Raw genomic sequence first — 26,937 nt, 5'->3', positions numbered from 1 at the left:
GCCTGGTAAATTATTATAAGATTAAATCCTCTCCCGTCGCAACATCACGCTTTCCCAGAATCTCCTCTCCAAACACATTATCATTCATTAATTTAATAATACATACAAAATCTTCTTCTTTGTCAATGACCTTATTTATATCTGTTCTGAGTTCAATCAACTTAGAAGGTGTAATTTCTCCACGAAATACGGAATACTGAAAATGTGATAAATATTTTTTGCAAACTTTAAATACCTTCTGAACCCGTTTTTCATTGACGTCATAAAATACAAAAGCATAATTATAAGATGGCTGTTTTTTCATTATATTCCCTCCTTAAGCGAGAATGGAATAAACTCTTTATCTTCCAGCACAAATTTGATTAATTTATAGCAATCTAATTTAATTGCAGTTCGATAGCTCACTTTTCTTTTTAATCTTGGATGGACAAAAACGGATTCCATACGCTGTTCAAAGGCTTCCACAAAAACTTTACTTCCCTCCTCATTCAGAAGACAGTAATTTACTTTTTTGTCAAAATGTTTTTCTACCTGTAAACGGCGGTTATTTACTAAATCAAATATGGTTTTATACACGATGACTGGTTTAAAAACCTCGCTCATATCAAGACTTAATGAAAATCGCCCTTCCGATGGTTCATGCAGATAACTAATCCTCTGGTCCAGATGTGTCCGATAAATTGCTGATATCGTTTTTGTATATAGCAGTGTATTACCAAATGAAATTAATGCATTGATGGGATTATCCGGCGGACGCTTTACTCTTTTATTCATAATAAAGTCTTCCGGCAGAAAATATTTAAATGTTCCATAAAATTTAATCCATGCTTCTCCTTCGTATGACATTAACTCTGCAGGAGTTTCTGCTCTTTGAACCCGACTGGGAAATTCTTTTTTTAACCAGTCTATCGTTTCTTTTACCTCTTTCTTTTCATGCTTATAATAATGGTACAGCACTTCTCCCATATTAACCCCAATACCATTCACAATAGCTTTTGCAATTTTCATTCTGGTATTATGGTATGCCTCAACCTGTTTTACAAGCAGTCGGCCGCTATTATAATGATTTCTCGGATAAAATGTCCCACTGTATCCTTCATAGTAGTTAAAGAAATGGACGATTACCTGATTTTGACTGAAAAAATCCAGTAATTTCGTGTTAAATGATACCTCATTTAAGCAATAAATTTCTTTTGTATTTTCAATTGGAATATAAATATTTTTTCCATCTTTCCGAAAGCACAGGGAATTATCTTTTCTTGTCAATTCACCCATAGACATTAAATATTTTGTAGATCCCATGTTTTCCTCCTTCGCCTGACAATTTTTCAAAGCATAATACTGAACCAGTTTTATTCATCTTAGATATAGCAATATTCATAATAAGCACATTTTTTGCACTGGGTCTTTCCTATCCCCTCCGGAACCTGATCACAACTCAGCATTGCTACTATTTCTTTTATATATTCTTCTAATTTCCGCTCCTCTTCCTCACCAAGTTCAACGATTACAATCTTTTTGCTGCTTTGCTTTTTTTCCACAAATTCTAACTTCCCTTTTCGTACTATCCCTTTCTCTTTTAAGACCTTAAGGTAGTACAGCAGCTGCCACCGGCTGGCTTCCAAATCAGCATCCGATTTTTTTACTTCTGTAAGATATTCCGCCGTTAATTTATCTAATCTGATATTTTCTATTGCTATTTCTGTATCCTTTCCTTGTGCTTTTTCTTCATGAATTGCTTTTCCAATCTTTACAATCTCGCTGTTATCTTCCAGATTTAAACGGCTGCCATGGAGATAACACTGACGTTTACAGTGAAAATAATAATTAATTAAAGTTCCATTTACCTGCATTTTACTATCCCCCCATCCCTATAAATCTACAAACATTACTCCTTGTGATTCTAGCTTCTTCCGATTTAATTTTCCATTTTCAAAGTATTCTTCTCCGTCCCGGATACAGTAAAGTTCTCCAAGAACCCCGCTGTAGTTTAAATCAGGATTCCATTTTACCTGATAGATAAAATTATTTAGTTTACTTCTTACATCCGACAGCTTTAACTGCTTTTCAGAAAAATCCATGGTTCTGTTGCGAAGCAGCTCTTCGTATCTTTCCCATAGACTCCACCCATCCAATACATTGCCATTTTCTATCTCAAGTGTTCTGCATATTACCAGACTCATATTCCATTTATTTTCTTCTATTAATTTCATGCGATCCGCAATACATGGGCTATTCATATGTTTTACATGTTCATAAAAAAAGTCATCTAAGCCCTCCGAAGAAGTACTTTCGTTTCTTTGCTGTTTCAATACATTGAGTACTTTTTTATAATATATATCAAACTCTTTCTCTTTCAGGATCTCTCTCATTTCCGACGTCAAAAGTGTAAAGGACTCATCAATCCGAAAATCCAACCCATAAATATTCTTTGCCTGATCCATATCAAAAAAATATACAATACCATCTCTTTTGCAGGAACGGTTAATACGTCCAAGAAACTGCTCTTCACTATCCAGCTTTGAAATATCTTTAAATCCTATATCCATGTCAATATCTACCCCCGCCTCAATTACCTGGGTAGATACCAGTATCATGCCGCCTGTGTTCCCTTCCCTGATCGGTCTTAATATCTGCTCACGTTCATACATGGAATCATCTCCTGTAATCAGATACGCTGGAACTTGTATATCACTGTAATTACATAAAGAATCAAAAAATTCGTATGCCGAATCTTTTTTTATGAAAGTAACTAAGACTTTTTTATCGGGCTTGCTTTTTTCTAATACCTGCTCCAACAAATGATCTATGGTCATTTTCTCTTTTAATAACTCATAAGATACCGTTACCCGTTTCTGAAACAACGGATGGTTAAAATATTTTTTTCGATCCTCAATCAGCCTCGTTACGGTACCTTCTCCATCCGCAAGAATATCCAGTCCAGGCAGCGTTGCCGACATTATAATTATTTTCATACCAAGCAGTTCCGAACAAGCCTGCAAAAATATTATTATTTCTGCCCATATCGTATTTTTATAGCTTTGAATTTCATCCAGGATCACGATACTGTCCGTTAACTGCATAAAGGAAAATATGTTTTCTTTTCTATATCCGAAAAGTGTTTCAAAAAAACTTACATGGGTAGACAAAATAAATGGGTAGTTTAGAAACTGGCGGTCCAATAGTGCATTCTGGTAATATTCCCGCGAATCCTCGGCTATATTTCCCCTGCCGGTAATAGGCATTAACGAATTTACCACCACGATCTGATTCTGTACTTTTTTATCTGTAAATATCTCCTGTAAAATTTTCCGGTTCTGCTCTACAAGTGTATTAAATGGATAAATATAATATATCTTTTTGCCACTGCCCAACAATTGAAAGCCCAAATTCATAGCTGTATTACTTTTCCCGCTTCCGGTAGGTGCCTCCAGAAAATAAATCGTATCTTCCGGATTTTTACGCAATGCTTCCTCAGCATCCAGGAACATTTCACTTCTCATACGATTAATATCATTACATTCTTCCAAAGACTTTTCCGCTTGTAATATTCTCTCTTTTTCATAATTACGTATGCTTTGCAATAACTCCGATCTTTCATAAGGTTCCTGAAAAGTGTCTGCACATTGAATCGTTCCAAACTCCTTTATTTGTACATTTTCCATGTACTCAGTCGTTGCATAATAATCGCAGGCGACTAATACTGAATACAAATACCGCATATAAAAGAAACAAGTGATATCCTGACCCCGGTCCATTCTATCTTTTACATTTGAATACTTTTTCACACATTTTTCAATGGTATCACTGGACAGACTGCGCAGTCCGGCATATCCTTCAAGCCCAGACTGTGTCAGTACATCCAGTAGATATCCAATTTCTCCATCTTTTCCCTTAAATTTTGAAGTAAAATCAATCATCTTCTCCAGATCGCTATGATGCCTGGAGATAACATATGCATTAATCCATACCAGTAACGTTAATAAACTTTTATCTTTTTTGGAATAACTGCTTTTCTCAATCTCCTCTAAAAAATAATCCAGGTAAATGACTGCTGAAAACAAGGAATGATCCGAACCTGACAAACCATCGAGTATCTTTATTGGCACCTTTTTATTTTTCATTTTTTGAATTTGAAATGCGGGATTAATTTTGCCAAAATCATGAAATAAAATAACATTATAAAACATTTTATAAATAAAACTTTGAATATTATCGGGATTATTGGGGAGAAGTTTCAAAGCAAAACGTTTGACCACTATCGATAACTCTTTCTCTTTTTCCAACATTTGAAAATACTTGCCACACCGTTGTAAATGTTCCACTAAAGTTTCTTTATCGCTGTCATCCTTCCAGTGAGCATATAACGGATAATCAGTATTTATTACATCCTCCATATTTATAAACAAACACATAATTCCCTCCTTAATTACTATTGACTATACTTTAAGTTATCTATATTTTACTAACAAAAAACCGCAGAATATAGAATGTTACTTCTATATTCTGCGGTTTCCTCCTTACCTGCAACCAATTTAAATTTATGCCTTTAACCAAATCACTTAGAGCGTTTTTCATGTCCTAAAAACTAATATTTGTTCATTAATAAAAAACAATATTTCTGTCACCAATCTGATAAACATCCTTTTCGCACTGCACTATTTCAGCATCCGTTAGAATAAATTTTTTAACCTCATACAGATTCGTCACTTCTTTTAAACCTGTCGGCAAATATTCTCCATATTTAAAAGACATCTCATCCATGTCAAACTCAACAACATCTGCAGGCACTAAGCTATGAAGCTTTTTTTCCTCGCATTCTATCATCTGCGCCTCTATGATTTCCACTTCATCGATATCTGCCAGATGATTATTTCTTCCAAGATAAGGTGTATAAATGCACCGCCTGTTTACCATGAAATCTGCTAATTTCTTACTTTCCGGATCCTGTATCAAGACGCAGACTGTCCAGTCCGGATGCTCCAGCCATTGTTCTTTCACAATTAGATTTCCGCCCATTTCCTGAGAAGCATATCCTACTGTATTATTGTAAAACTGAATTTTCTTTTGAAAATAGCCATGTTCTCCTTCCGGTATTACCGAGATCTGAATATCCTTTAATTTTTCATAAAATTCCGGATACCTGTCATATTTGTGTTCATATCCCTGATACCCCATAATTGCACCAAACATGCCTAAAAGCGCTACTTTATGAATATTGCCATACGTAAAATAATAGTAGGTATTAACTTCAGGCACTTTAAAAAAGGCGTTTTTACCTCTTAACCTGAATTTTAAAATTTCCATATCACACCTCTTTCCGGGTGATGATATTAAAATACCGTGCTCCTTCCACATCTGCCTCAATCTTCGTTGTGTATGGATTAAAATATATTTCTACAGATTTAACCTTGTCCTTCACTTTATTTAATAAATCAGAACAATTCAAACGAATGATATTTTGCTCATCGTCACCTTTTTCAAATGAAATATATTCGGATAAGCATGGCAGATATAAATCTGCTTCTGTTTCTACAAAAAGTGCAAATTCATTATCACATCCGGCTTTTGCATTGGTAGCAAATGCCGTGGCAGAAACGATGGAAGTCTCTTTAAAATTCTGATAATCCTCTTCTGTATACCCTTCCGTCACTCCTAATTCCACATATTCTTTGTACGCAAGGGGATTGATCACAAATGGGTAGAAATAGTGAGCCTCATTACTGACTATTTTAGTTCCAAGGGTAGAGTTCTTTGCCTCTTCCCCATCCTTGACTTTGGATGCATCGCGAAATGGAGAAAGGATAGGCTGCTCCTGGGGATCGGTTTCATCGTATTTATTAAATCCTTGTCCGATTTGAACAGCACCAGTAATAGAAATATTATTGCCGGATTCTGCAAATGTTGCACCAAAGTTTTTAACATCTACCGCTTGAAATAAATTTCGAAGTACAGATTCAATATCTTTACAATCTTTTAAATCCGTCACATCAAATATCTGCTCATAACGTTCTTTCAGACTTCTTGGTATTAAGGAAACATCTCCCTTTTTACCTTTCTCAAACCTCATTGATTTTATATATATCACAGGTTTGCCCTGATTATCCCACATCTTTTTCATTGGATATTTTAGTGCCTTATCACTTCCAAAGGTAGATCCATCAGAAGTAGTTTTCGGATACCCGGAAAAATCAGCATTCCAGTTAGCCATAACGGATGCGATTCCCAAAACACCATATACTCTTTTATTCATCATAACTCTTCCCCACCTTCCTGGTTTTTCTTATTGTAAATAAGTAATTCTGCTGTAAATCCTGCGGCTATCATTTCTTTGTTCAGCGACTCATTTTCCTTAGGCATATAGTCCATGATATGAGTAAATATTTTTTCAGCCCGATTATCCGGATAGTGGGAAATATCATAATTATATTTCTTATAAAGCTGTAATAATCTGCGTTTTATAACTGTATGATTTTTTGCATTTAAATAAGGATTTACTAAAGAAGATGGCTTGTTATTTGCCTTACTTTTCGAAATCAGATAAGAAACCATCTGTCCGGCTGCGTAGCCAAACTCGTCTCCCGACATGAATTCCCAATCATCTTTTAAATTCATTTTTTCCCATAATATTTTTCTGACATTCTCCATTCTTAACTCCATCCCCCTATCTTTGCTAAAATAATCAATCAGTGACCATCTTAAATTAAATTGCCTTCGTGCCAAAAACACTCTTCCGTTTCCAATTGCATTTATAATCAAATCCATAGAAATTTTATCAAGCAATTCTTCCACATTTTCTCTGCATCCTTTATAAAACCATGCAAAAAGGCGATCCCTGCTTTCCAAAAGAGTCCTCTTTAACACTCCGTCCGTTATTGCAATATCCTTAGCTTCCGTAAAGAAATTATTTGAAAGCTTATTTTCAAAAAAAGTTTGATCTATGAGTCCCTTCAGCATCCAAAGCATATCATGGGATGTATTATACTGTATGTCATATTTCTCCAAGGTTTTATCAGGAATCCCAATACCATTTCTCAAATAAAATACTGGTTGTAAGTTTGTATTATAATTACTGATAATATCACCTTGATGAATTTCAACTTCTTTCCCTTTTTTCAGACGTAAAAAATAGCCATTTTCCAATCCCTGAGGCTCTTCTGTATTCGAATATCCGCGAATTCTCAGATGATCTGCATCAATATATACATTAACCTTTCCTTTCGATGCAAAACCCATTAAATAATCAAATAATTTGGCCTGCAAAATTGCCTGATTTTTATCTAAAAGATACGGCACCGCCACTTTTCTGGTCCTGTTAGCCAGATAAGGTTTCTTTGCGTTCATACCCATATTATCATTTGGAAGCCCCAGTATTTCCCCAGACTCCACTTCGTTAAAATCATTATTATTAAAAATATTTGGAAATAAGTAACGGCTTCCCTCGCATTTATATAAAGCCTGCGTTTCTTCCCAATCCTCTACAATAAAAAAGAATTTCAAATAATCTTTTCGTTCCAGATCTATATCTTCCCAAATATCTTTTTCGGCAACACATTTTCTAATTTTTTCTATCAGCGTAACATTGGGTTTTCCCAGTTCTTGCTCTGTAGCTTCATATAAAACTTTAGCTTTTAATTTCTTCCCATACTTTATTTCCGGATATTTTAAAAGTTCATAATAAGAATCTATTATCTCTTCTGTTAATTTTTCTTCCTTTACACTATCCTTTTTCATCCACAGAGACAAATAATTGTTAGAATGAATAATTTTCTTTGCGTCAATTGGCTTATTCATTTCTAAAAGTTTACTATAATAATCCAAATAACATATCTTATTGTAAATGGAATCTGTTTTTCCTACTATTTCATCATTTTTTCTATCATACCGGATATCTAATGTCTTCTCGATATTATAACTATCTTCCGTCAATTTAATAATCCGATAGGTACCATCCTTAGGAACATACTCATCCAGTACCAGCCGATCCCCCTTTTGTTGAAGGATTTGCTGAAAAACTTCCATAGCTTCCTGTAACATCCGATCACCCCTTTACTATGTTACAAATACCGATAATTAATAAAGCCCGCTCCTCGGGCATTATTCTCTCCTATTCCAGTTCCTATCGCCATATACCATAATTTTTGCGCCGTAGGATTTTTCGATACAATCATATTTACCTTATCACCTAACAAAGTAATTCCCTTATATGGCACACGCACCGGCACCTTATTTTTAAATTCAATATAATCATAAAGCGAAAAATCTTCATCTAATTTTTCACCCATTAACTGATTATATTTTTTAACCAGATTAATTTTCAAACGTTTTTCAAACTCCTGCACGTTCATCTGATCCCGCCAGTAACCATATTCTGTCTTTATTACAACTGGTGTTAAAGTATAAATTTTTTCTAATACTTTCTGCTGAATAATTTTTATTTCGCCATTTAATCCCACAATTTCTTTTGACGAATGATGACTCAGTATATTCGAAAAATATTCTGCAAGTTCCTGCCGAACAGTTCGAATCCTCATAACATAAATCTTACCCTGTTGATAAATTCCATCTTTTTCACATGGATATGGAAGATCATAAACATAATATTTAAACTCTCTTCTATTATGTAATTCCAGAAATTTATCTGTTTTTCCAAGCGCACTATCCAGGAAATAGGCGATTGTTCCGGTAGCTTTGGCATAGTCCATATTTTCTAACAGACGTACCCGCAGCTGGTATTCAAAAACTAACAATTGTAACTCACTCCTCCCATTAATAAGTAAATCTAAATAATATGGATCTAATAATTTAATATAAAAATAGTTTATTATTTTAGATCAATATGATTTAAATTTCTTTGGTTAATTTGTGTATTTTTCACAGTAATATTATATTATAAATGGTATATTTTGTCAAATTAAATACTAAATTATCGAATAATATTTTTGTTGATTTATATTCTTTAAATTTGTACTGTGTGGATTAGGTTGGATGTGCATACTCCTGTTTTTATATGTCATATATTTGGTGTTAATCATATCTAAATCCATGCTTTGCATTCACTCCATATCGTTTCAATATATCTTATATTGATATTAATCGATTTTGCCTGGGCAATCCTTACATGATTCGCGTGTTTCACTATATCCTATATTGATATTAATCCAAGACGAGAATGGAAACGAGACAAGTATAGAAATGTTTCAATATATCCTATATTGATATTAATCGTTGAAAGTCAGAATATTATAACATTTCATCTGTGGTTTCAATATATCCTATATTGATATTAATCCTTTTGTAGCAAACATGATTGCCAAGAGTATTTTGTTTCAATATATCCTATATTGATATTAATCGGATATCACGATGAACATATGCTTCCGATTATCTAGTTTCAATATATCCTATATTGATATTAATCAACACACGGAGACTTATGCGTGCCAGGTAGACCAGAGTTTCAATATATCCTATATTGATATTAATCTTTCAGATATGAGTTAAACTGTACATATTTTACAATGTTTCAATATATCCTATATTGATATTAATCGTTAAGAAAGATGTGGAGGATATGTTTAAGGAATTGTTTCAATATATCCTATATTGATATTAATCGTTTACATACCCTAAATACGGGAATTCAAGCCCCGTTTCAATATATCCTATATTGATATTAATCTTATGGGAGAACTTAATTATATCTATGTTCCTGTTCTGTTTCAATATATCCTATATTGATATTAATCGAACTGCGCTTTGAGGGATTCCCCGGATTGGATATTAGTTTCAATATATCCTATATTGATATTAATCTCGGAAGACTGGGAAATTCTATGATTCTATTTCAGTTTCAATATATCCTATATTGATATTAATCTTATTTTACAAATTACCCAACTCCTGTGAGTGACTAGTTTCAATATATCCTATATTGATATTAATCTTTCCCAAAGTTGGCAAGAACTTAATTCCAAAAAGTTTCAATATATCCTATATTGATATTAATCGGATAGCATCTGCAAGTTCTAAAACTTCTTCTTCGTTTCAATATATCCTATATTGATATTAATCTACTGTTTTTACTTTCAACACAGCCGGTTCAAGCGCGTTTCAATATATCCTATATTGATATTAATCCGATTCAGACGAATGGATCATCAAAGAAGGAAAACAGTTTCAATATATCCTATATTGATATTAATCGGCGGGAATTACAATAGGAAACATAAACGTCCTGTAGTTTCAATATATCCTATATTGATATTAATCGAGGAACAGATCGACGTTGCAAGGGATTCCAAGCCGTTTCAATATATCCTATATTGATATTAATCTGCAACGAACTGTTAAGTATATTAGAGAATATTTCGTTTCAATATATCCTATATTGATATTAATCATTCTATCCGAAGATGCAGTTCTCAGACCCAACAGAGTTTCAATATATCCTATATTGATATTAATCGGATACATATATGGCTGTGCAGCCTGCCCGGTACATGTTTCAATATATCCTATATTGATATTAATCACCCCATTATCATCAATAATTTTCTCAATGACCTGGTTTCAATATATCCTATATTGATATTAATCGCAGATTTCCAAAAATAGCAATCAACGCACTGTCGTTTCAATATATCCTATATTGATATTAATCATCTGCGCTCTGAGGGATTCCCCGGATTGGACATTAGTTTCAATATATCCTATATTGATATTAATCAAAGACTCCAGATCACCGTACACGTGCGTATCAAAGTTTCAATATATCCTATATTGATATTAATCTTGTTGACTCTTTTGACAGTATTGATAAATTAAAGTTTCAATATATCCTATATTGATATTAATCGGTCTTCGAAGAATTCCGAAGCAGTTTAAAAGTCCGGTTTCAATATATCCTATATTGATATTAATCATTAATCCTATAGATTGGAGTTGCTTTTATACAAATAGTTTCAATATATCCTATATTGATATTAATCGTAAAGCCCATAACTTTATAGATTGTCTGGCTCTGGTTTCAATATATCCTATATTGATATTAATCCAACGCATTTCCCGCCTTCTTTCTTACCACTATATCCTAAAACCCCCACTAAATCAAGGTTTTTCTCATTTTTTACCAAGCAAGACAAAATTTTTTACTATCCCCGCATCCTCCCCCATTTTCCTATATAAAATAAGGCTTTATTCCTAAAACACAAATACACCGCCTGGTAAATTTATTACTCTTTGAAGTTCTAAAACTATCTGCTTCACAATCCCTGACCCCTTTTTTATAATTACTCTGCCAATTTGAAGTGTATTTTTTATAATTTAGTACCATCACTGCCCCTAAGGAAAGCCCGCATAAATTTAACTGACTAGAAATATTATCACAATATTTTGAAAAAGCCTGGTATAAATTTTCATATGTGGTCCTTCCTCCTTTGCATAGAGTGAAAAAATCCGGTAAATAATATTATCTTACTGTGTCAAATAAGATATTGTTTCATTCCAACAGATGAATTCTGCCTCAGACCATAAAGATAGATATTCTTCATACAATAATTTCCACATATTTTTATATCCATTTTTATAATATTTTATTATAGCAAATGAATGCAGGAAATATAGCACGGAATATAAGAACCCGTATATTCCGTGCTATATCTATAATTTTTTTATTAGATGAATTTTATAGCTGCATTTCAGTATTGCTTTTCAGTATTGCTTTTCGGTATTCATCTCAGAATGGCTTTTCGGCCCTGTTCTTCGGTTCTGTTTTTCGGTCTTGTATTTCGCTACTTATATTCTTTCACATATCATTTTCATTCGCCCTTTGTCTTCGGTAACAGCCTTCTATCTTCCGAAAGTCGCAAAAATGGTGCATAAGCAACTTCCCATGGATATCCGTCAGGGTCCAGGAAATAACCGGAATATCCGTCATAGCCTCCCCAATCTTTCCACTGTGGTTCCTGGTGTGAACTTCCTCCCGCTTTCAAGGCCGCCGCAAATAAAGCATCTACTTCTTCTTTATCTGAACCGTTTATCGCCAGTGTGAACCCATTATATGGTTTCTTAGGTGACACGGGAAGTTGTGCGTCTTTAGCCAGGAAGTCATACGGGACCAATCCCAATACGATATTGCTGGTCAGCATAAAGGTACACATCTTCGGATCAGAATCCGGAGAAAGCTCCCATCCCAGTGTTTCATAAAATGCAATCGAACGTTCTACATCTTCCACTCCCAGAGTAATAATCGAAATGCTCTGGGCAGTTCCTGCCTGCTTCATAATTCTCTCCTTTCCTTTACCAGACCTGCCGCCGCAGCATGCAATTCCAATCTATTTTACTTGTGAAACAAAACCAGTTAACACTGTGCCGCAAACTTACCAATCATTTCTTTCAGTGCCGGAATATCTTCATGGAGTTTTAAAATTGTACTTCCCACAAATGCCGCATCTCCCCCGGCTTCTTTTACCATTTTCACGTCTTCCGGCGCATGTACGCCTACACCACAGTAGATCGGACTCTCAATTCCGCAGGCACGCAGGTGCGCTATGCAGTCAGAAAGCAATGGATATTTCGGATTGACATTTCCGGTGGGTTTCGCCTGCATATAGACAAATCCATTCGACTTTTTCGCCATCTCAATTTCTTCCGGAAGCATGTGGTATTGAACGTAGCAGGATACCCTAAGTCCTGCTTCCATAAATTTGTCTTTAATTGCATTATCCTTTAGTCCCACCAGCAGAATATCTTTTAAATTGTTGTCGAGACAGAAACGGATGAATTTATCGGCGCCGATTTCCTCAACGGTATTTTCATAAGCTAATACCAGCAGCTGGACACCAGGAAGCCTTTTTTGCACTGCTATAATGCTGTCCATGTATTTGTCATAGTCGTCGCATACTTCCAGAGCCTTTGCCATTCTCCCTGCTATGTATTCACCTTCCAGATACGGATCCCTAGAGGGAAAATCAATTTCAATCATACCGCATCCGGCATCTGCATATTCAATTGCCATTTCATAGCTGTGTTCCAATGTTGGGTAACCGTTTGATAAGTAACAAATAATCTCCATAACTCTATTCTCCTTTATATGCCTTCTTGAATAATTCTACAAACTGTCCTAATGCCGGAATGACCGGATTGGTTTTAGTACAGCCATCTTCCATTGCGGCCTTTGCCATTTCATCTAACAGACTGTTATACTTTTCCTCATCCTCTATGATTTCCCGGAAGCATACAGGAATATGAAGCTGTTCATTAAGCCCTGCAATCATATCTGCCAGATTCTCTCCTCCGGCTTTGCGAGCAAGGTCGTTGTAAATCTTTTCAGCTCTTTCATCCTGGCTGTTGAAACGGATCACATAAGGTAAGAGCATAGCATCTCCCAATCCGTGAGGGACGTGAAAGAATCCGCCCAGGGTATGTGCCATAGAATGTACAATACCAAGGGAAACATTTGTAAATGCAATGCCTGCTGCCATAGAAGCATTTAACATCTTTTCCCTGACTGACAAATCCTGGCCATTTTCATATGCCTGCGGTAAATATTCGATAATATCTAATGCTGCCTGGGTAGCCAGAACATCACCGATATAATTTGCCCTGGTGGAAACCAACGCTTCAACTGCATGGGTCAGAGCATCCATACCGGTCTCTGCCGTTATGCGCGGCGGCATGGAAACAGTGACCACTGGATCGCAGATCGCAATATCCGGCATCATTTCCATATTTCCAATTCCATGTTTCATTCCCGTCTCATTATCGGAGATTACAACAGAGCGGGAAACCTCACTAGCTGTGCCGGCAGTAGATGGAATACAACAGAAATGTGCTTTCGTCCTGAGCTGTGGAAATGGATTGGGAGGCAATACATCTTCCAGGTTCTGAAGCTGTGGATTTTCATAGTAAATCCACATGGTTTTGGCAGCATCCATAACGGATCCGCCTCCCAAAGCTACAATCAGATCCGGTTCTGCAGCCTGCATTTCCTTAGCGCCTCTTAACACTGTGGCAAAAGTCGGATCCGGCTCCACACCTTCGATACTGGAAACAACCGCCCCGCTCTCCTCAAATAATCTTTTTACCTTATCCATCATTCCACTTTTATGCATACTGGAGCCTCCAAGCACAATTGCAACTCGTTTATACGCCAGTGTTCTTATGTGTTCCAGACAGCCCTCTCCGAACAGGAGCTGGCTTCCGGCTAATTTCATAGGTCTCATCATTTTTCATTACCTCACTTTATACTTATTAAATTCTGTTTTTTATCTCTGTCAGTTTCTATTATTTCGCCGCAGACGGCTTTGCTGATTTCCAGGGAAGCGGGGCGTGCAGCTGGCGGGAATGATTTATCAAACACTCCCTAACCCTTCAATCACTTCCCGCACCAATTCATAATCAATGGGATTTGTAAGAATCCCTTCTTTTTTCAGGCTGGAACCTATGATGGCACCGTCTGCCGTCTGCATCTGTTCGCTGATATTAGAAGCATTTACGCCGCTTCCCGCAAAAACAGGAAGTGATACCGCTCTTTTCACCCTGGCGATCATATCAATTGGCGTTTCCACACCGATTTCACTGCCGGTCACAATAATTGCATCGGCACCGTTAGCCGCTGCCTCTTTTGCCGACTGTTCCACAGCAATATGGGGGAGCAGCATATGGGCATGTTTTACCTGAACATCCGCCAGGATTTTAACATGGGACAGGTTCAACTGCTTTCTGTATTCCATGCATTCTTTAGCACAAGGCATAATGTATCCATCTGTAAACACCACCGTATCCACAAATACCGGAACACGAACAAAATCAGCACCTGTGATTCCGGCAATTGCCAGGGAAGCCTTGCAGTCATTAAACGCTGCATCAATACCAATTGGTATGTTTACTGCTCTGCGCACTTCCATTGCCGCTGCCGATAATGCTGCTATCTGTGCAGTATTCAGCAGTGCACTAAATGGAGTGTCACCCATATTTTCCACAATCACTGCATCCACACCTGCTTTTTCCAAAGTCACTGCATCTTCAACGGCTCGTTTTAAAATCTGCTCATAATCGCCTCCAAATCCCGCTGTCCCCGGAAGGGGCAGGCAGTGTACCATACCGATTACTGTCTTTGTATTGGTTGTAAATATCTGTTTATCATTCATTTTGCAAACTTCCTTTCTTTATCATTCATTCTGCATACTACATTTCTGATTCTGGTCATACTGGTATATTCCTTCCAGTACGGTTCTGCAAAGCAGATCCTCCGCATCTTTTCTGGCCTGTCCCTGCAATGTTTCCTTTAAGTTTTCTAATACGGTAGTCATGGTTACAATACAGGTTTTAACTCCCATCAGCCTTCCAACTGTCAGCAGGCAGGAGGACTCCATGTCGATACCGGTTACCTTTAATTTCTTAAGTTCCCGGAAGGTTTCTGACATATCCCTGCCTGTTTCCAGAGAAAACCTGGAGTCATGCATCTGACTGTAAAATCCATCCATCGTACAGTTGATGCCATTGACATATTTTGCTCCCATCCGGGTCACAGTTTCATTCATTGCATTGACCAGTTCAATATCCGCTACTGCCGGATAAGACTCTTCTACATAAGTCAGACTGGTGCTCTCTCTTCTCATAGCTGCAACAGGGATAATAAATTTCCCCAGCAAATCATCCTGCAGTCCCATTACGGTTCCCATTCGGACTGCTACTTCCATGCCTGCTTCATACATTTCTTCCAGGGCAATTGCCGCTGATGGTGCACCAATTCCGGTAGAAGTTACCGTTACCATAACCCCCTTATAAATACCTGTATATGTATTAAATTCCCTCTGGAATGCCACATGTACCGGTTCCTCAAGATACTGCTTCAATACATCCACTCTCCAGGGATCCCCGGAAAACAATACGTATTTTGCAATATTAGAACGGTCCGCTCCTAAGTATAATGTGCTCATTTACTACCTCCTTTTGCTTGTTCCATTGATCATGCTTTTGATATTCTTGCGTTACTGCTTTCTTACATTCACGCGTAAGTTCTTTTATTATTCTTTCTCACGAATCTCCCGATACTTTTTAAGAAACTGCTCTTGCGTTGGCAGATTTGTGCAGCAGCCTTCCGCCTGCAGAACAAACCAGGACAGCACGCTGCCAAGCCTGCAGCACTCCACACTCTCCATCCCTCTTAAATACCCATAGAGAAATCCCGCCATATAAGCATCCCCGGAACCTGTAGCATCTACGATATGCTCTGCCTCACAAATACCGATTTTCCGGGTGCGGATTCCTTCCGGGGTTCTCTCATAACAGATGCTTCCGTCTTTCCCCATAGTGGTTACAATCACATCTGCCTTACCGATTTCAAAAAGCTTCGTAATATCATGAAACCCATATATTTTTTCAATCATTTCCCGTTCCACTTCATTGGTAAAAATAATTTTACTTCCCGTTAGAAGCGTCTTTAAAAATACTTCCGGAAATGCATCGAAATCGTCTTTCATGCCAAATACCACAGGCACTTCATGGGCTAAACACTGCTGATAGAACATCTCATTGTCTTCTCTTGCCGCCACCGTAATGACGCCAAGTCTGGCTCCCTCAAATAAGCTGCCATCGATTGGACCGGCATATTTGCTGTCCATAGCACCGGGATAAAAAATAGTAATATGGTCATTATTATTATCCTGTAATAAGTAGCACACTGAGGTTGCCTCTTCTTCAATGACCCGTATCCCATCCAGCGGAACGTTTCCCGCTTCCAGAAAACGCTTAAATCCATTTGCTTCATAATCCCCGCCCACTCTTAACACCGGCAGCGTATTGATCCCCAGCCGATTCAGCCCATAGGCGATGTTGACGGAACAGCCTCCATAATATATCTGTACATTATTTTTATTCGTCACCAGGGATGTACAGCCAATCGTCGCCGGCGAAGCGATTTTAATAATGTGATCCATGCTCACATAGCCGCTGGTTAAAACTTCAAACTCACCCATGCTCTACAACTCCCCCCTGTCCAGCATTTGAAACAGTGTCTCCCTGTCCACTACTTTCCCCAGATATTTATTGATATCCTCCAGGTGCACCTGATTCACAACCTGGGAATTGGTTGCCACACAGTCTGAAACTACATAGCTATTGTAATCCAGATAAAACGCATCGGTAACAGTTGCACGGATACAGCAGTTTGTCTTCGTTCCCACAATAACCACATTCTTAACGTCATTTTCACGAAGCACCAGATCCAGATCAGTTCCAAAGAAGCCGCTATACCTGCGCTTTTTAATCACATAGTCCTTTTCCTCATCTACTTCCAGCATCGGATCAATTTCCTCTCCTCCGCTGCCTTCAATGCAGTTGGGGCGCATGGATGCTGCTTTTCTGTCAAATTTACCTTTCCGGTTGCAATGCTGTAAGAACACGATCAGTACTCCTTTTTCCCTGCATTTATCCAGAACTTCCTTTATTTTGGGCAAAATCTCCCGGTTCTGCGGATAGAAAACCAATCCATTTGCATCGGTAAAATCTTTCACCATATCTACAATCAATAAAGCCGTTTCACTCATCGCTGCATATTCCTTTCTCTTAGGGGCATATTTGAAAATCCATATCATCCACCTGCAATCTTAAAATCAATGAAATCCCCTCACCTTGTTATTTCTGTATTTCAGCATAGAAACAATGGTTAATACGATACTCATTACCACATAAGGTACTACATCAAACAGTGCTGCTGCCGGTCCCGCATAGAGTCCCATATTTACCGCAAGCGCTCTGGCTGCACCGAATACGATGGCGTAAAGAGCACTGGAAACAGGATCTCCCTGTCCGCAGTAGATTGCTGCAATGGCAATAAATCCACGGCCGGCTGTCATATTATTGGTAAATAGAACCATACGCTCTAATGCCAGGTTTATACCCGCAAGTGAGCAGCAGAATGCTCCTAACAGAATTGCCAGATAGCGGTATTTATTCGTATTTAAGCCCATATTTCTGGCTGCATCTTCATTTTCCCCGACTACTCTTACATAGATACCAAACTTTGTACGGTACATTAAAAGCCAGATCAGCCCGATTCCGATAAATGCCAGATAAGTTATAGGCGTATGCCCGCTTAAAATGTCCCCGAGAATCGGAATCTTATCAATGACAGGAATGTGGACTTTAAAATCCGCTACATTTTTCCAGGTCAGCGTAATGTTTGCAGACTGCATATACTGAAGTACAAATCCTGCCACTGCAGGAACCAGCATGTTGATGGCAAGGCCTACAACGATTACATTGCCCTTCCAGGTTACCGTCATAAAAGAGAAGACCAGTCCAATCAGGATGCAGACAACAAGAGCCGTTACATAACCCAGTACTATGTTTCCGGTTAAATAGGAAACCAGAAGGGAAACAAATGCACCTGCAAGCATGATACCTTCCAGTGCGATATTTAAAACATTAGCCTTATAGGCAAAGATCCCGCCCAGAACACACAGAAGTATAGGCGTTGCATGATATACGGAATCGTATAAAATATTTCCTAGAAAATTCATTCTGCTGCCCTCCTGTTCTCTTTCCACATTTTATAGTGTTCGATAAAACCATATTTTTCATTGAAGAACCGAACTGCCAGGAATAAAATGATCAATCCCTGCAGCACTCCTACAATTTCTTTAGGTACTGCAGTATACATGTTGATATTGTCAGCCCCTGTTTTTAATCCGCTGTAGAAAATAGCCGCCAGCAGGATGCCGAAGGGATTGTGTCGTCCCAAAAGGGCAATCAGCATACCATCCCAGCCAAGGCCAGTTGTTCCGGAAAATGTCAGCGTATATTTAAATGCTTCACTCATCATCTGCCCGGAACCCGCAAGACCGGCAAGGGCACCGCTCAGACACATGAGGATAATAATTTTTTTACGGACACGTATACCGGATGCTTCTGAAAACTCCGGATTCTTTCCAATTGCCGTGACTTCGTATCCAAGCTTTGTTTTCTTCATGACAAATGCCATGACAAGCAGCACCGCCAGAGCAATAAAGAAAAACAGAGTCATCTTGGAATCCCCAAGCCTGGAAAACATGGCTGTTTCCTTAATGGTGGGTGTACAAACATACCCAGCCCCGTCTTCCCGGAATGGACCTGAAGACAAATACTCCAGAATTTTAATCATCGCATAGTTTAAGGTCAGTGTTACAACCATTTCATCTACATGAAAATATGCTTTTAGCAATGCGGGTATCAGGGCAAATAGAACACCGAAAAGCATTCCCACCAGCATACAGATTACTTTGTGCCAAAACGGGCTTCCTATGGAAATCATTGCACCTGCAATTCCGGAAAAGAATCCGCCCAAAAGGAGCTGTCCTTCCACACCCATGTTAAATATATTTGCTTTAAAGGTAATCGCAATTGCCAGTCCCGTGAGAATCAACGGGGAAGCATAATGCAGCGTATTACTGAATCCCTTTGCTGTAAACAGTGATTTTCCAAGCATGATTCCATAGACTTCAAATGGATTTTCTCCAATTGCTGCAATGATCACGCCGCCGATGCCAAATGCCAGCAGAACAGGTAAAAGTGTATTTACAATCTTGGGAAATATAGATATTTTTTTCTCTCTTTTATTCATGCTGTTCTCCCCTCATCCGGTTTTGCACCTGCCATCAGCAGACCGATTTTCTCCACAGGCACATCCGGTGATGCAACTCCTATGATTTCTCCTTTGTACATAACGGCAATCCTGTCTGAGAGACTCATAATTTCGGAAAGCTCACTGGAAATAAGAAGTACCGAATTTCCTTCATTCCTAAATTTGAGCAGCTGGGTGTGAATAAACTCAATGGAACCAATATCCACCCCTCTGGTTGGCTGGCAGGCAATAATCACTTTCGGATGATTCTCAAATTCCCGGGCTATGATTACCTTTTGTGCATTCCCTCCGGAAAGCTGGGAGATCTCTCCCTCCGGATCGGCTACACGGATATCGTACTTTTCGATATATTCTCCGGTCAGGCGCGTGATCTCTTTACCACGCAGCACACCGCATTTACAGACTCCATGGTTTCCAAAGTATCCGGCGATACAGTTTTCCCCGATACTCATATCCCGGCACAATCCCTGCGCATAACGGTCTTCCGGAATGATGCCCAGACCCTTTTTGCGAAGTTCGTCCGGCCAGGCATTGGTCACATCCATTTCACATAAACGCACACTTCCTTTTGTAGACGCCATAAGCCCGGTAAGAACCTTTATCAGCTCACTTTGTCCGTTTCCCTCTACTCCGGCAATTCCTAAAATTTCCCCTTTATGTACTTCTAAATTAATATTGTGAAGAATTTCTTTTTGTTCTGCATTTGTGGTACACAGGTCTTTGACACAGTATGCCGTTTCGCAGCTGCAGGGAGCGGCATTTTCATTGCTGACGGTTAAAACAACATCTCTGCCTACCATCATCTGCGCCAGCTCCTGTTCATTGGTATCAGCCGTTTTCACATTCCCAATTACTTTCCCCTGCTTGATGACGGTGACACTGTCGCTCAGCTCCATGACTTCTCTTAATTTATGGGTAATAACAATAATGGTTTTTCCATTTTTCCGAAGCTCTTTTAAATTTTCCATCAGACGGTCTACTTCCTGAGGAGTAAGCACAGCGGTAGGCTCATCCAAAATCAGTATCCGGACATTCCTGTACAGCATCTTCAGTATTTCAACCTGCTGGCACAGTCCTACCGAAAGATTTTCTACCTTTTCCAGCGGGTCAATCTGGAAATGATATTCCTCAATTAATTCCTTTACTTTTGCAATCTCTGTGTTACGATCAATAAACGGGCTTTTTCTCCCTTTCCACTTCTTATTGATTTCACTTCCAAGCAAAATATTTTCATAGACGGTCAGGCTTGGCACCAGCTTAAAATGCTGGTGCACCATGCCGATACCGTGACCTATGGCATCGGTGGGATTTTTAAAATTAACATCCTGTCCGTCTATTAGGATCTTCCCGCTGGAAGGCCGGAGTGCACCGTAGAGCATATTCATCAGGGTTGATTTCCCGGCACCATTCTCCCCTACGATACATTTAATCTCTTTGGGTTCCACGGATATATTGATCTTGTCATTCGCTGTAAAAGCATCAAACTTCTTTGTTAGGTCGATTGTTTGTATGATACTCATCTACTCTGCTCCTTTGTTTCTGGAATACCTCATCTGGAGTTAAACACGCTCTGAGGCTTTTTCATTTACTCGGTTTTAATATTTACATGCGGGCAGGTTGCCGGATCAAATTCTTCTCCGATCTGTTTGTTCACCACATCGATCTTGCCATCCTGGATCTGCTGGCTTACTTCATTTGTTTTCGTTTTTATTTCATCCCATACAGCGGTATCTGCCACATGCTTGCTCATCTCAGCCAGATCTGTGATACCGGTTGCTCCGGAAGCCAGGTTATAACTCTGCTCTTTATCCATATCCGCAATTTTCCCGTCTGCATAAGCCTGTGTAATAATCTTAACCGGAACTCCGGTGATCTTTAATACGCTGGTCAGCACATGTCCCGGCTGCTGGTCATCCAGATTCGCATCCGTCTGGATTGCAATTTTGCCAACTTCCTTCGCCTTAGAAGTGATGCCGTCTCCAACCACACCTGCGTCTGCAAATACTACATTCGCACCGCTTTCATAGAAGGTTCCAGCAACCGTACTTCCAAGTGCCGGATCGGTAAATCCTGCGTCATATTTTGCATAATAATCGTAATCCACACCCAGCTCTTCTGCAGCTTTGTTAATACCCTGAATGAATCCATAGGAATATACCAGAATGCCGTTTGAATTTGTTCCGCCGATAAAACCGATTCCTCTGGATTTATCAGCCGGAGTCATGGAATATCCTTCCGGGAACAGCTTGTCTGCATTTTCATTCATATAAACAGACAGATAACCTGCCAGATAAGAAGCTTCATGTACATCAAACAGAACGGAAATAACATTGTTATGCAGTGTGCTTCCATCTTCTTTCCGATTCGGGTTATCGTTGAAAACCACAAACCAGGTATCCGGATACTGCTCTGCGATTGGCTTTGCCCCTCCCACACCTTTTACTAATGCATCAAAGTCGTATTCCAGGCTGAAAATCAGATTATATCCATCTTCCGCAAGTGCTTCCAGTGCAGAAGGCACACCGTTTACCGGTTCAACAATTTTACACTCCGCTCCCAGCTCCTGAGCAATGGCCTTGCCTTCCGTACATGCTGACTGATTATACCCATTATCATTTTGTCCGGAATTCGAGCATATAATTGCAATTTTCAAATCACTGTTTGCACTTGTGTTTTGATTTCCATCTGAATCATTTCCTGTCTCTTCCCCTTTCGCCGCCGCTGATTCTTTTGCCGTACTCTTCTCTGTGTTTTTGATTGCGGCATTTTCTCCGCATCCCGCCAGAGCCCCCGCCGTCAAAACAATTGCCAGTGCTGCTCCCAATAACTTCTTAAAACTTTTTTTCATTCTTGCTTCCTCCTGTTTTTACTAATTTTCCTGTACCGATGCCGTTTTCTTCTCAGTCACCTGGTTGATGGAAAATTTAAACTTATCCGTTCTATAGTAACATTTAAAATATTCAATGGGGATTTCAGCTCCATTTACGATGCCATAGGTGGTGCATCCAAATAAAATAATTGGCATTCCTTCTTCAATTTCCAGATAGTCTGCAATATCATCCCTTGCCAGAACGGCTTCAATAGTTCTTCTTGCTTTTGTAATCCGGATTCCATACTCTTTTGGAATCACATTGTATAGAGACTCATTAATAAAATCATGTCGGTCAATGCCACTGAAAAGCTTCTCCGGCAGATACGTGATGGTATAATTTAACGGCTCTCCCTGTGCATACAGGACTCGTCCCATACAGAACACCCTGTCATCAACGGTAATATGTAATTTCTTTGCCCTCTTACTGTCCGCCTGAATATATTCTGCAATAATCATTTTCTTAGTAGGGGTAAGCCCCAGCCGCTGAACATCTTCCGTACAGCTGGTAATGGCAAATAAATCCTGGCTGTTCTCATCTGATTTTACATAAGTCCCTTTTCCCTGAACTTTATAGAGGTAACCTTCTTTCACCAGTTCATCAATCGCCTTTCGGACCGTAATCCGGCTTACCTGATAAAGTTCCATCATCTCCCGCTCACTCAATATTGGCATGTCGCCTGTGAATTCCTCCATTTCGATTTTGCGGATAATATCCCTCTTCAGGGAAAAATATTTTGGTATGTGTTCTTCTTCCATCTCTCCTCTCTTTCCCGGTATCTCCCGTCATCTTATTATGTCGTTATGTCGTCATAACCAGTTATGTGTTTATCTTACTCTTTTTTAATTATTTGTCAATATATTCACTTTATTTTTCTCATTTTTGGTAATTAGTGATAAAATTAGATGCGGATTTTCTATGAAATGGATAGAAAAATTTAGACAAAAATACCAGTTTTCAGATTCTGTTTTTGACTTCTGAAAACTGGTATGCTTAGATTTTACGATAATACCCCCCCATTTAAGGGACATGCTCTTTGAAACTGGTACTACTTTCTCCGGAGATCTGTTCCCGGAACGACCTGGTCAATATAAAACTTATATTTATCCGTCCGGTAATAGCAGTGAAAACGCTCAACCGGAATCTCTTCTTGCTCATTTCCAGCCAGCCTGCCATAAGTTGTACAACCAAATTTGATCAATGGCATTCCCTCTTCAATATCCAGATATTCTGCAATTTCATCGGTTGCCAATACCGCTTCAATCGTTCTCCTTGCCTTACACAAAGTCACCCCAAACTCCGTTTCCAGCGTTTGATACAGGGATTCCCTGGCATAATCATGCCGTTCAATATGGGGAAACAAATGATAAGGCAATGAAGTAACGGTATAATTCAGCGGTTCATCTCCTGCATAAAGAATCCTTCCCAGCCGAAATACATTTTCCCCCGGCTGCAGCCCAAGCGCTTTCGCGCGGCTGACATCAGCCGGAACCACCTGGGATACAATCACTTTCTTCGTAGGCGTCAGCCCCATCTTAATAACATCTTCCGTGCAGCTGGTAATGGCAAACAGATCATGGCTGTTCTCATCCGTTTTCACATAGGTTCCCTTGCCCTGTACCTTATAGAGATATCCCTCCATCACCAGTTCATCCACTGCTTTGCGGATAGTAATCCGGCTCACTTTATAGAGGTCCATCAGCTCCCGCTCGCTGGGGATCGTCTCTCCGGCCGTGTAATCCTCTGCTTCGATTTTCTTGATAATATCCTTTTTAATCAGATAGTATTTTGGCGCTTTTTCTTCCATCTCGTTGCTCCCTTTTCTTGCTATTTTAGGTGATAATTTTGTAGCTTCTATTTATGTAGAAAACTGAATCTATTTGTGTCCCGATATATAGTTATGTGCGCTGCTTATTCCCGCGTGCAACGAGCCAAACAGGCATGCTGGCATGTCCATCTGGCGGCTGCTGCGAGGTTCAAATACCCCGCCCTCATGACGCTGCAAGCTTGATGCCCTGTTGCTTGTGGCGGGGTGTTTGCCTTTGAGATTCTGAGAACAGTCTAGCATAGGCATAGGGAAGTGGCAATCTTAATTTTCTTCATCACTCTCCAATGACTCCTCCACCTCAATATCCGCAAGTGACTTACCCTGGCATTTCCAGGCTGTATGCCCATTTACATTTCCACCTGTTATCACTACTGCAGCACCTGATGGACTATCGAATTCAATATCAGCCAGTAATTTCAATACACCTTGTCCCTCATCTACTAAAATGCCTCTTTCTATAAGTTTTCTGCGGTTATTTCTCACCCAATTTCCCGCAGAATTGTGCTCATATAATTTTGCCAACAAGTCTTTCAATTCTGTCCCCTACCGGATCCCCTTCTCCAATGTATATAAGAGGTTCCTCATTACTCCCCTTCCCCATCAGTACATATACGCCTGGGCGTTTGTATTCTCTGCGCTGTTTGTACTGGGAAAATAGTGGGCGTGGGAGCATCGTAGCATATATAGTCCGATTTGATATCTCTAATGTTTTAATCCCTTCTGCGTTTCCATCTAATAAAAACATACGAATAAGTTGTGCTGACATTTGTTATATCCTTTCTCTTTAAAGGTAATGTTACTACCGATTATAAAAATTATTATGCTTATTCTTAATTCTACCACGTCCATTTTCTTTTCTCCACAATAAAATAAACACAACATGAACTTATCCACATCCATGTCTTTGATTTGTGAAATAATCCTGCCATCTGTACGCCCTGCAAACATTCATTGAAATATCATCAAGTGTATTGTAATATTGAACCATACCACGTTTCCTGCAAGAACATATTAGAAAATAGGGTCTATTTCTACTTTTCCCTTGACATGCACGTTACGTACAGGGCTATACTCAGGCCATAAAGAAGAAAGGAGCACTGCCATGTTAATTAATGAAGTCATCCAACAAGTAGATCTCAGCAAACGTGCGGTCAAATATTATGAAGAACAGGGGCTGCTGCGGGTAGCTAAGGATGGAAACGGATACCGCAATTATACCGAAGAGAATATTCTTACCTTAAAGGAGATTTCCATATACCGTAAATTAGGAATCAGTATTCAGGATATCAAAACTCTCCTGCATTCAAAAGACAAAGCGCTTCTGGAACAGATCTACAACGACAAGTTCCAATCGCATCAATCCGAACAAGAGGAATTAGATGCCTTGTATTCCTTCATCCGTAATCACGATGCAGATGCCGTCAATCAAATCATTGACTATAAGACGATTGCACAGGCATTGCAGGATATGGTTCCAGGATTTTATGGATATTACTTCATGAATCATTTTTTACCATATCTGCAGATACAGATTACAACTCCGGAACAGCAGCAGGCATATAAAAATATTATTGAATTCTGGGATAATGCAGATATCAAGATTCCTCTGTTTATAAAATGTATCAGTTACTTTATGTATCGCTTTACGCCTAAATCATCCATAAAACAAATGGTCTCCAGAATGGAACATCAACTGCAGCAATATTTGCATCCCACTGAAGAAGAATATGCAAAACTTCGTGACCAGACAAAGAAAAATGTAAAGTTAAAAAATAGTTTTCTCTATAAATACCACCCGGCATTCATCTCACAGCGTCGTTATATGAGAAACCTTCAGGATCAGGGATATAATGATATTTTCATCCCAAATATGATCGCATTATCTCCAAAATACAAAGAATATCATGATGCACTTATGGATATAAACAATCGCATATGTAAGGACCTGGGCCTGTATTATGATTCAAAATACAACCTGATAATGAAGAAAAAAGCAGAATCCCAAAGTAAATAATATAACTCCTCCAATGCCCTTTTAGCAGTTTTTATTAATAAAATTATACAGGAATTTGTTTATTTTGTCCTTTGAATTTCCAAATCTATTATGATAAAATTCTTTTAAAAAATTGGAGGGATAAAATATGAAACGTATTAAATCAGCATGTCTGGAACAGACAATTCACTTTATATTAAAAGATGGTATTGGTTCTGCAAAAGCAAAAAAAGAAGTTCAGCAGGAATATGAAAAATATAAAATACAGCTGGACCATAATAGAACGAAGTATAAGATAATAGAAGAGCATTCTCAGCCGGATGGTTCTATTATTATTAAAGTCAAAAAGCAGTATAATAACCATAATGTAGGGGAATATTTTGAATAATTCCTTTGCATGCCCCACCCTGCAGTGGAAATGCGTCAAATTTAGTCCGTGTAGACTGTTACACGTCCTGAATTTGGCGCATCTCTACCTTATTTAGAACAAGTACACTGATTAACCCTATAAAATAGTTGATTACAATACCTGACATTCACATAGAAACACATTCTTTTTAATGCTGCAATATTCTTCCGTTCTGTTCGGATAAATGCTTCATTTCATTCTTCTACGCCT

Annotated in this window: 24 protein-coding genes and 1 CRISPR repeat array; of the genes, 2 read left to right on the top strand and 22 right to left on the bottom strand. The window is 38.7% G+C overall.

Translation table 11 applies throughout. The annotated features are described in order from the left end of the window. Nucleotides 1-13: 13 nt before the first annotated feature. The 22 genes from cas2 to QR40_RS07760 form a co-directional block, all read right to left on the bottom strand. Nucleotides 14-304, bottom strand: coding sequence for a CRISPR-associated endonuclease Cas2 (gene cas2 / locus QR40_RS07865; protein WP_027293206.1), 291 nt, complete (start codon nucleotides 302-304; stop codon nucleotides 14-16). After that, the gene (cas1b, locus tag QR40_RS07860) at nucleotides 304-1,302 is read right to left on the bottom strand and encodes a type I-B CRISPR-associated endonuclease Cas1b (RefSeq protein ID WP_044294240.1); all 999 of its coding nucleotides are present in this window, start codon (nucleotides 1,300-1,302) and stop codon (nucleotides 304-306) included. Before cas1b ends, cas2 begins: the two co-directional genes overlap by 1 nt. Nucleotides 1,303-1,361: 59 nt before the next feature. Continuing rightward, a complete protein-coding gene (locus QR40_RS07855) occupies nucleotides 1,362-1,853 on the bottom strand; it encodes a CRISPR-associated protein Cas4 (RefSeq protein ID WP_044294239.1) in 492 nt (163 codons plus the stop codon). An 18-nt stretch (nucleotides 1,854-1,871) separates the two neighbouring features. Next, nucleotides 1,872-4,415 (bottom strand): CRISPR-associated helicase/endonuclease Cas3, encoded by a 2,544-nt coding sequence (locus QR40_RS07850; protein WP_044294238.1) that lies wholly within the window; start codon nucleotides 4,413-4,415, stop codon nucleotides 1,872-1,874. 187 nt (nucleotides 4,416-4,602) lie between these two features. Then, complete coding sequence (cas5b, locus tag QR40_RS07845; RefSeq protein WP_044294237.1) at nucleotides 4,603-5,307, bottom strand: type I-B CRISPR-associated protein Cas5b; 705 nt, start codon at nucleotides 5,305-5,307, stop codon at nucleotides 4,603-4,605. A 1-nt stretch (nucleotide 5,308) separates the two neighbouring features. Further along, complete coding sequence (locus QR40_RS07840; RefSeq protein WP_330373693.1) at nucleotides 5,309-6,256, bottom strand: type I CRISPR-associated protein Cas7; 948 nt, start codon at nucleotides 6,254-6,256, stop codon at nucleotides 5,309-5,311. Continuing rightward, nucleotides 6,253-8,037: a hypothetical protein gene (locus QR40_RS07835; protein WP_044294236.1), complete on the bottom strand. Its 1,785-nt coding sequence runs from the start codon at nucleotides 8,035-8,037 to the stop codon at nucleotides 6,253-6,255. Before QR40_RS07835 ends, QR40_RS07840 begins: the two co-directional genes overlap by 4 nt. A gap of 20 nt (nucleotides 8,038-8,057) precedes the next feature. Further along, entirely contained in the window at nucleotides 8,058-8,750 is a 693-nt protein-coding gene (cas6, locus tag QR40_RS07830) for a CRISPR-associated endoribonuclease Cas6 (protein ID WP_027293199.1), read from the bottom strand. A 318-nt stretch (nucleotides 8,751-9,068) separates the two neighbouring features. Then, nucleotides 9,069-11,056: a CRISPR direct-repeat array (repeat unit 30 nt; unit sequence GTTTCAATATATCCTATATTGATATTAATC). A gap of 763 nt (nucleotides 11,057-11,819) precedes the next feature. Further along, entirely contained in the window at nucleotides 11,820-12,284 is a 465-nt protein-coding gene (locus QR40_RS30555) for a VOC family protein (RefSeq protein ID WP_044289238.1), read from the bottom strand. A 77-nt stretch (nucleotides 12,285-12,361) separates the two neighbouring features. After that, complete coding sequence (locus QR40_RS07820; protein ID WP_044294235.1) at nucleotides 12,362-13,075, bottom strand: tryptophan synthase subunit alpha; 714 nt, start codon at nucleotides 13,073-13,075, stop codon at nucleotides 12,362-12,364. Nucleotides 13,076-13,079: 4 nt separating this feature from the next. Continuing rightward, complete coding sequence (locus tag QR40_RS07815; RefSeq protein ID WP_044294234.1) at nucleotides 13,080-14,228, bottom strand: iron-containing alcohol dehydrogenase; 1,149 nt, start codon at nucleotides 14,226-14,228, stop codon at nucleotides 13,080-13,082. A gap of 126 nt (nucleotides 14,229-14,354) precedes the next feature. Then, nucleotides 14,355-15,152 (bottom strand): BtpA/SgcQ family protein, encoded by a 798-nt coding sequence (locus QR40_RS07810; RefSeq protein ID WP_027293196.1) that lies wholly within the window; start codon nucleotides 15,150-15,152, stop codon nucleotides 14,355-14,357. A 21-nt stretch (nucleotides 15,153-15,173) separates the two neighbouring features. Next, complete coding sequence (locus QR40_RS07805; RefSeq protein WP_027293195.1) at nucleotides 15,174-15,944, bottom strand: nucleoside phosphorylase; 771 nt, start codon at nucleotides 15,942-15,944, stop codon at nucleotides 15,174-15,176. Between the two features lie 87 nt (nucleotides 15,945-16,031). Then, nucleotides 16,032-16,982, bottom strand: coding sequence for a carbohydrate kinase family protein (locus QR40_RS07800; RefSeq protein WP_044294233.1), 951 nt, complete (start codon nucleotides 16,980-16,982; stop codon nucleotides 16,032-16,034). 3 nt (nucleotides 16,983-16,985) lie between these two features. Then, nucleotides 16,986-17,600, bottom strand: a complete 615-nt coding sequence (locus QR40_RS07795) for a cysteine hydrolase family protein (protein WP_330373690.1) — start codon at nucleotides 17,598-17,600, stop codon at nucleotides 16,986-16,988. Nucleotides 17,601-17,618: 18 nt separating this feature from the next. Then, complete coding sequence (locus QR40_RS07790; RefSeq protein ID WP_044294232.1) at nucleotides 17,619-18,527, bottom strand: ABC transporter permease; 909 nt, start codon at nucleotides 18,525-18,527, stop codon at nucleotides 17,619-17,621. Then, nucleotides 18,524-19,606, bottom strand: coding sequence for an ABC transporter permease (locus QR40_RS07785; RefSeq protein ID WP_027293191.1), 1,083 nt, complete (start codon nucleotides 19,604-19,606; stop codon nucleotides 18,524-18,526). The genes QR40_RS07790 and QR40_RS07785 overlap by 4 nt, the downstream gene beginning before the upstream one ends. Further along, entirely contained in the window at nucleotides 19,603-21,147 is a 1,545-nt protein-coding gene (locus QR40_RS07780; protein ID WP_027293190.1) for an ABC transporter ATP-binding protein, read from the bottom strand. The genes QR40_RS07785 and QR40_RS07780 overlap by 4 nt, the downstream gene beginning before the upstream one ends. 65 nt (nucleotides 21,148-21,212) lie before the next feature. Then, complete coding sequence (locus tag QR40_RS07775) at nucleotides 21,213-22,475, bottom strand: BMP family lipoprotein (protein ID WP_027293189.1); 1,263 nt, start codon at nucleotides 22,473-22,475, stop codon at nucleotides 21,213-21,215. A gap of 21 nt (nucleotides 22,476-22,496) precedes the next feature. Then, a complete protein-coding gene (locus QR40_RS07770; RefSeq protein ID WP_044289237.1) occupies nucleotides 22,497-23,255 on the bottom strand; it encodes a GntR family transcriptional regulator in 759 nt (252 codons plus the stop codon). Between the two features lie 290 nt (nucleotides 23,256-23,545). After that, nucleotides 23,546-24,304, bottom strand: a complete 759-nt coding sequence (locus QR40_RS07765) for a GntR family transcriptional regulator (protein ID WP_044294231.1) — start codon at nucleotides 24,302-24,304, stop codon at nucleotides 23,546-23,548. Between the two features lie 282 nt (nucleotides 24,305-24,586). Beyond that, a complete protein-coding gene (locus tag QR40_RS07760) occupies nucleotides 24,587-24,859 on the bottom strand; it encodes a DUF4357 domain-containing protein (RefSeq protein ID WP_081998819.1) in 273 nt (90 codons plus the stop codon). A 568-nt stretch (nucleotides 24,860-25,427) separates the two neighbouring features. Here QR40_RS07760 and QR40_RS07750 point away from each other — a divergent pair. Both QR40_RS07750 and QR40_RS07745 read left to right on the top strand, forming a co-directional pair. Beyond that, a complete protein-coding gene (locus tag QR40_RS07750) occupies nucleotides 25,428-26,339 on the top strand; it encodes a MerR family transcriptional regulator (protein ID WP_044294228.1) in 912 nt (303 codons plus the stop codon). 127 nt (nucleotides 26,340-26,466) lie between these two features. Continuing rightward, the gene (locus tag QR40_RS07745) at nucleotides 26,467-26,706 is read left to right on the top strand and encodes a hypothetical protein (protein WP_044294227.1); all 240 of its coding nucleotides are present in this window, start codon (nucleotides 26,467-26,469) and stop codon (nucleotides 26,704-26,706) included. Nucleotides 26,707-26,937: the final 231 nt, after the last annotated feature.

Origin of the sequence: Robinsoniella peoriensis, assembly GCF_000797495.1 — a bacterium.
GTDB classification, from domain to species: domain Bacteria; phylum Bacillota; class Clostridia; order Lachnospirales; family Lachnospiraceae; genus Robinsoniella; species Robinsoniella peoriensis.
This window is presented reverse-complemented; position numbering and strand designations above follow the sequence as displayed.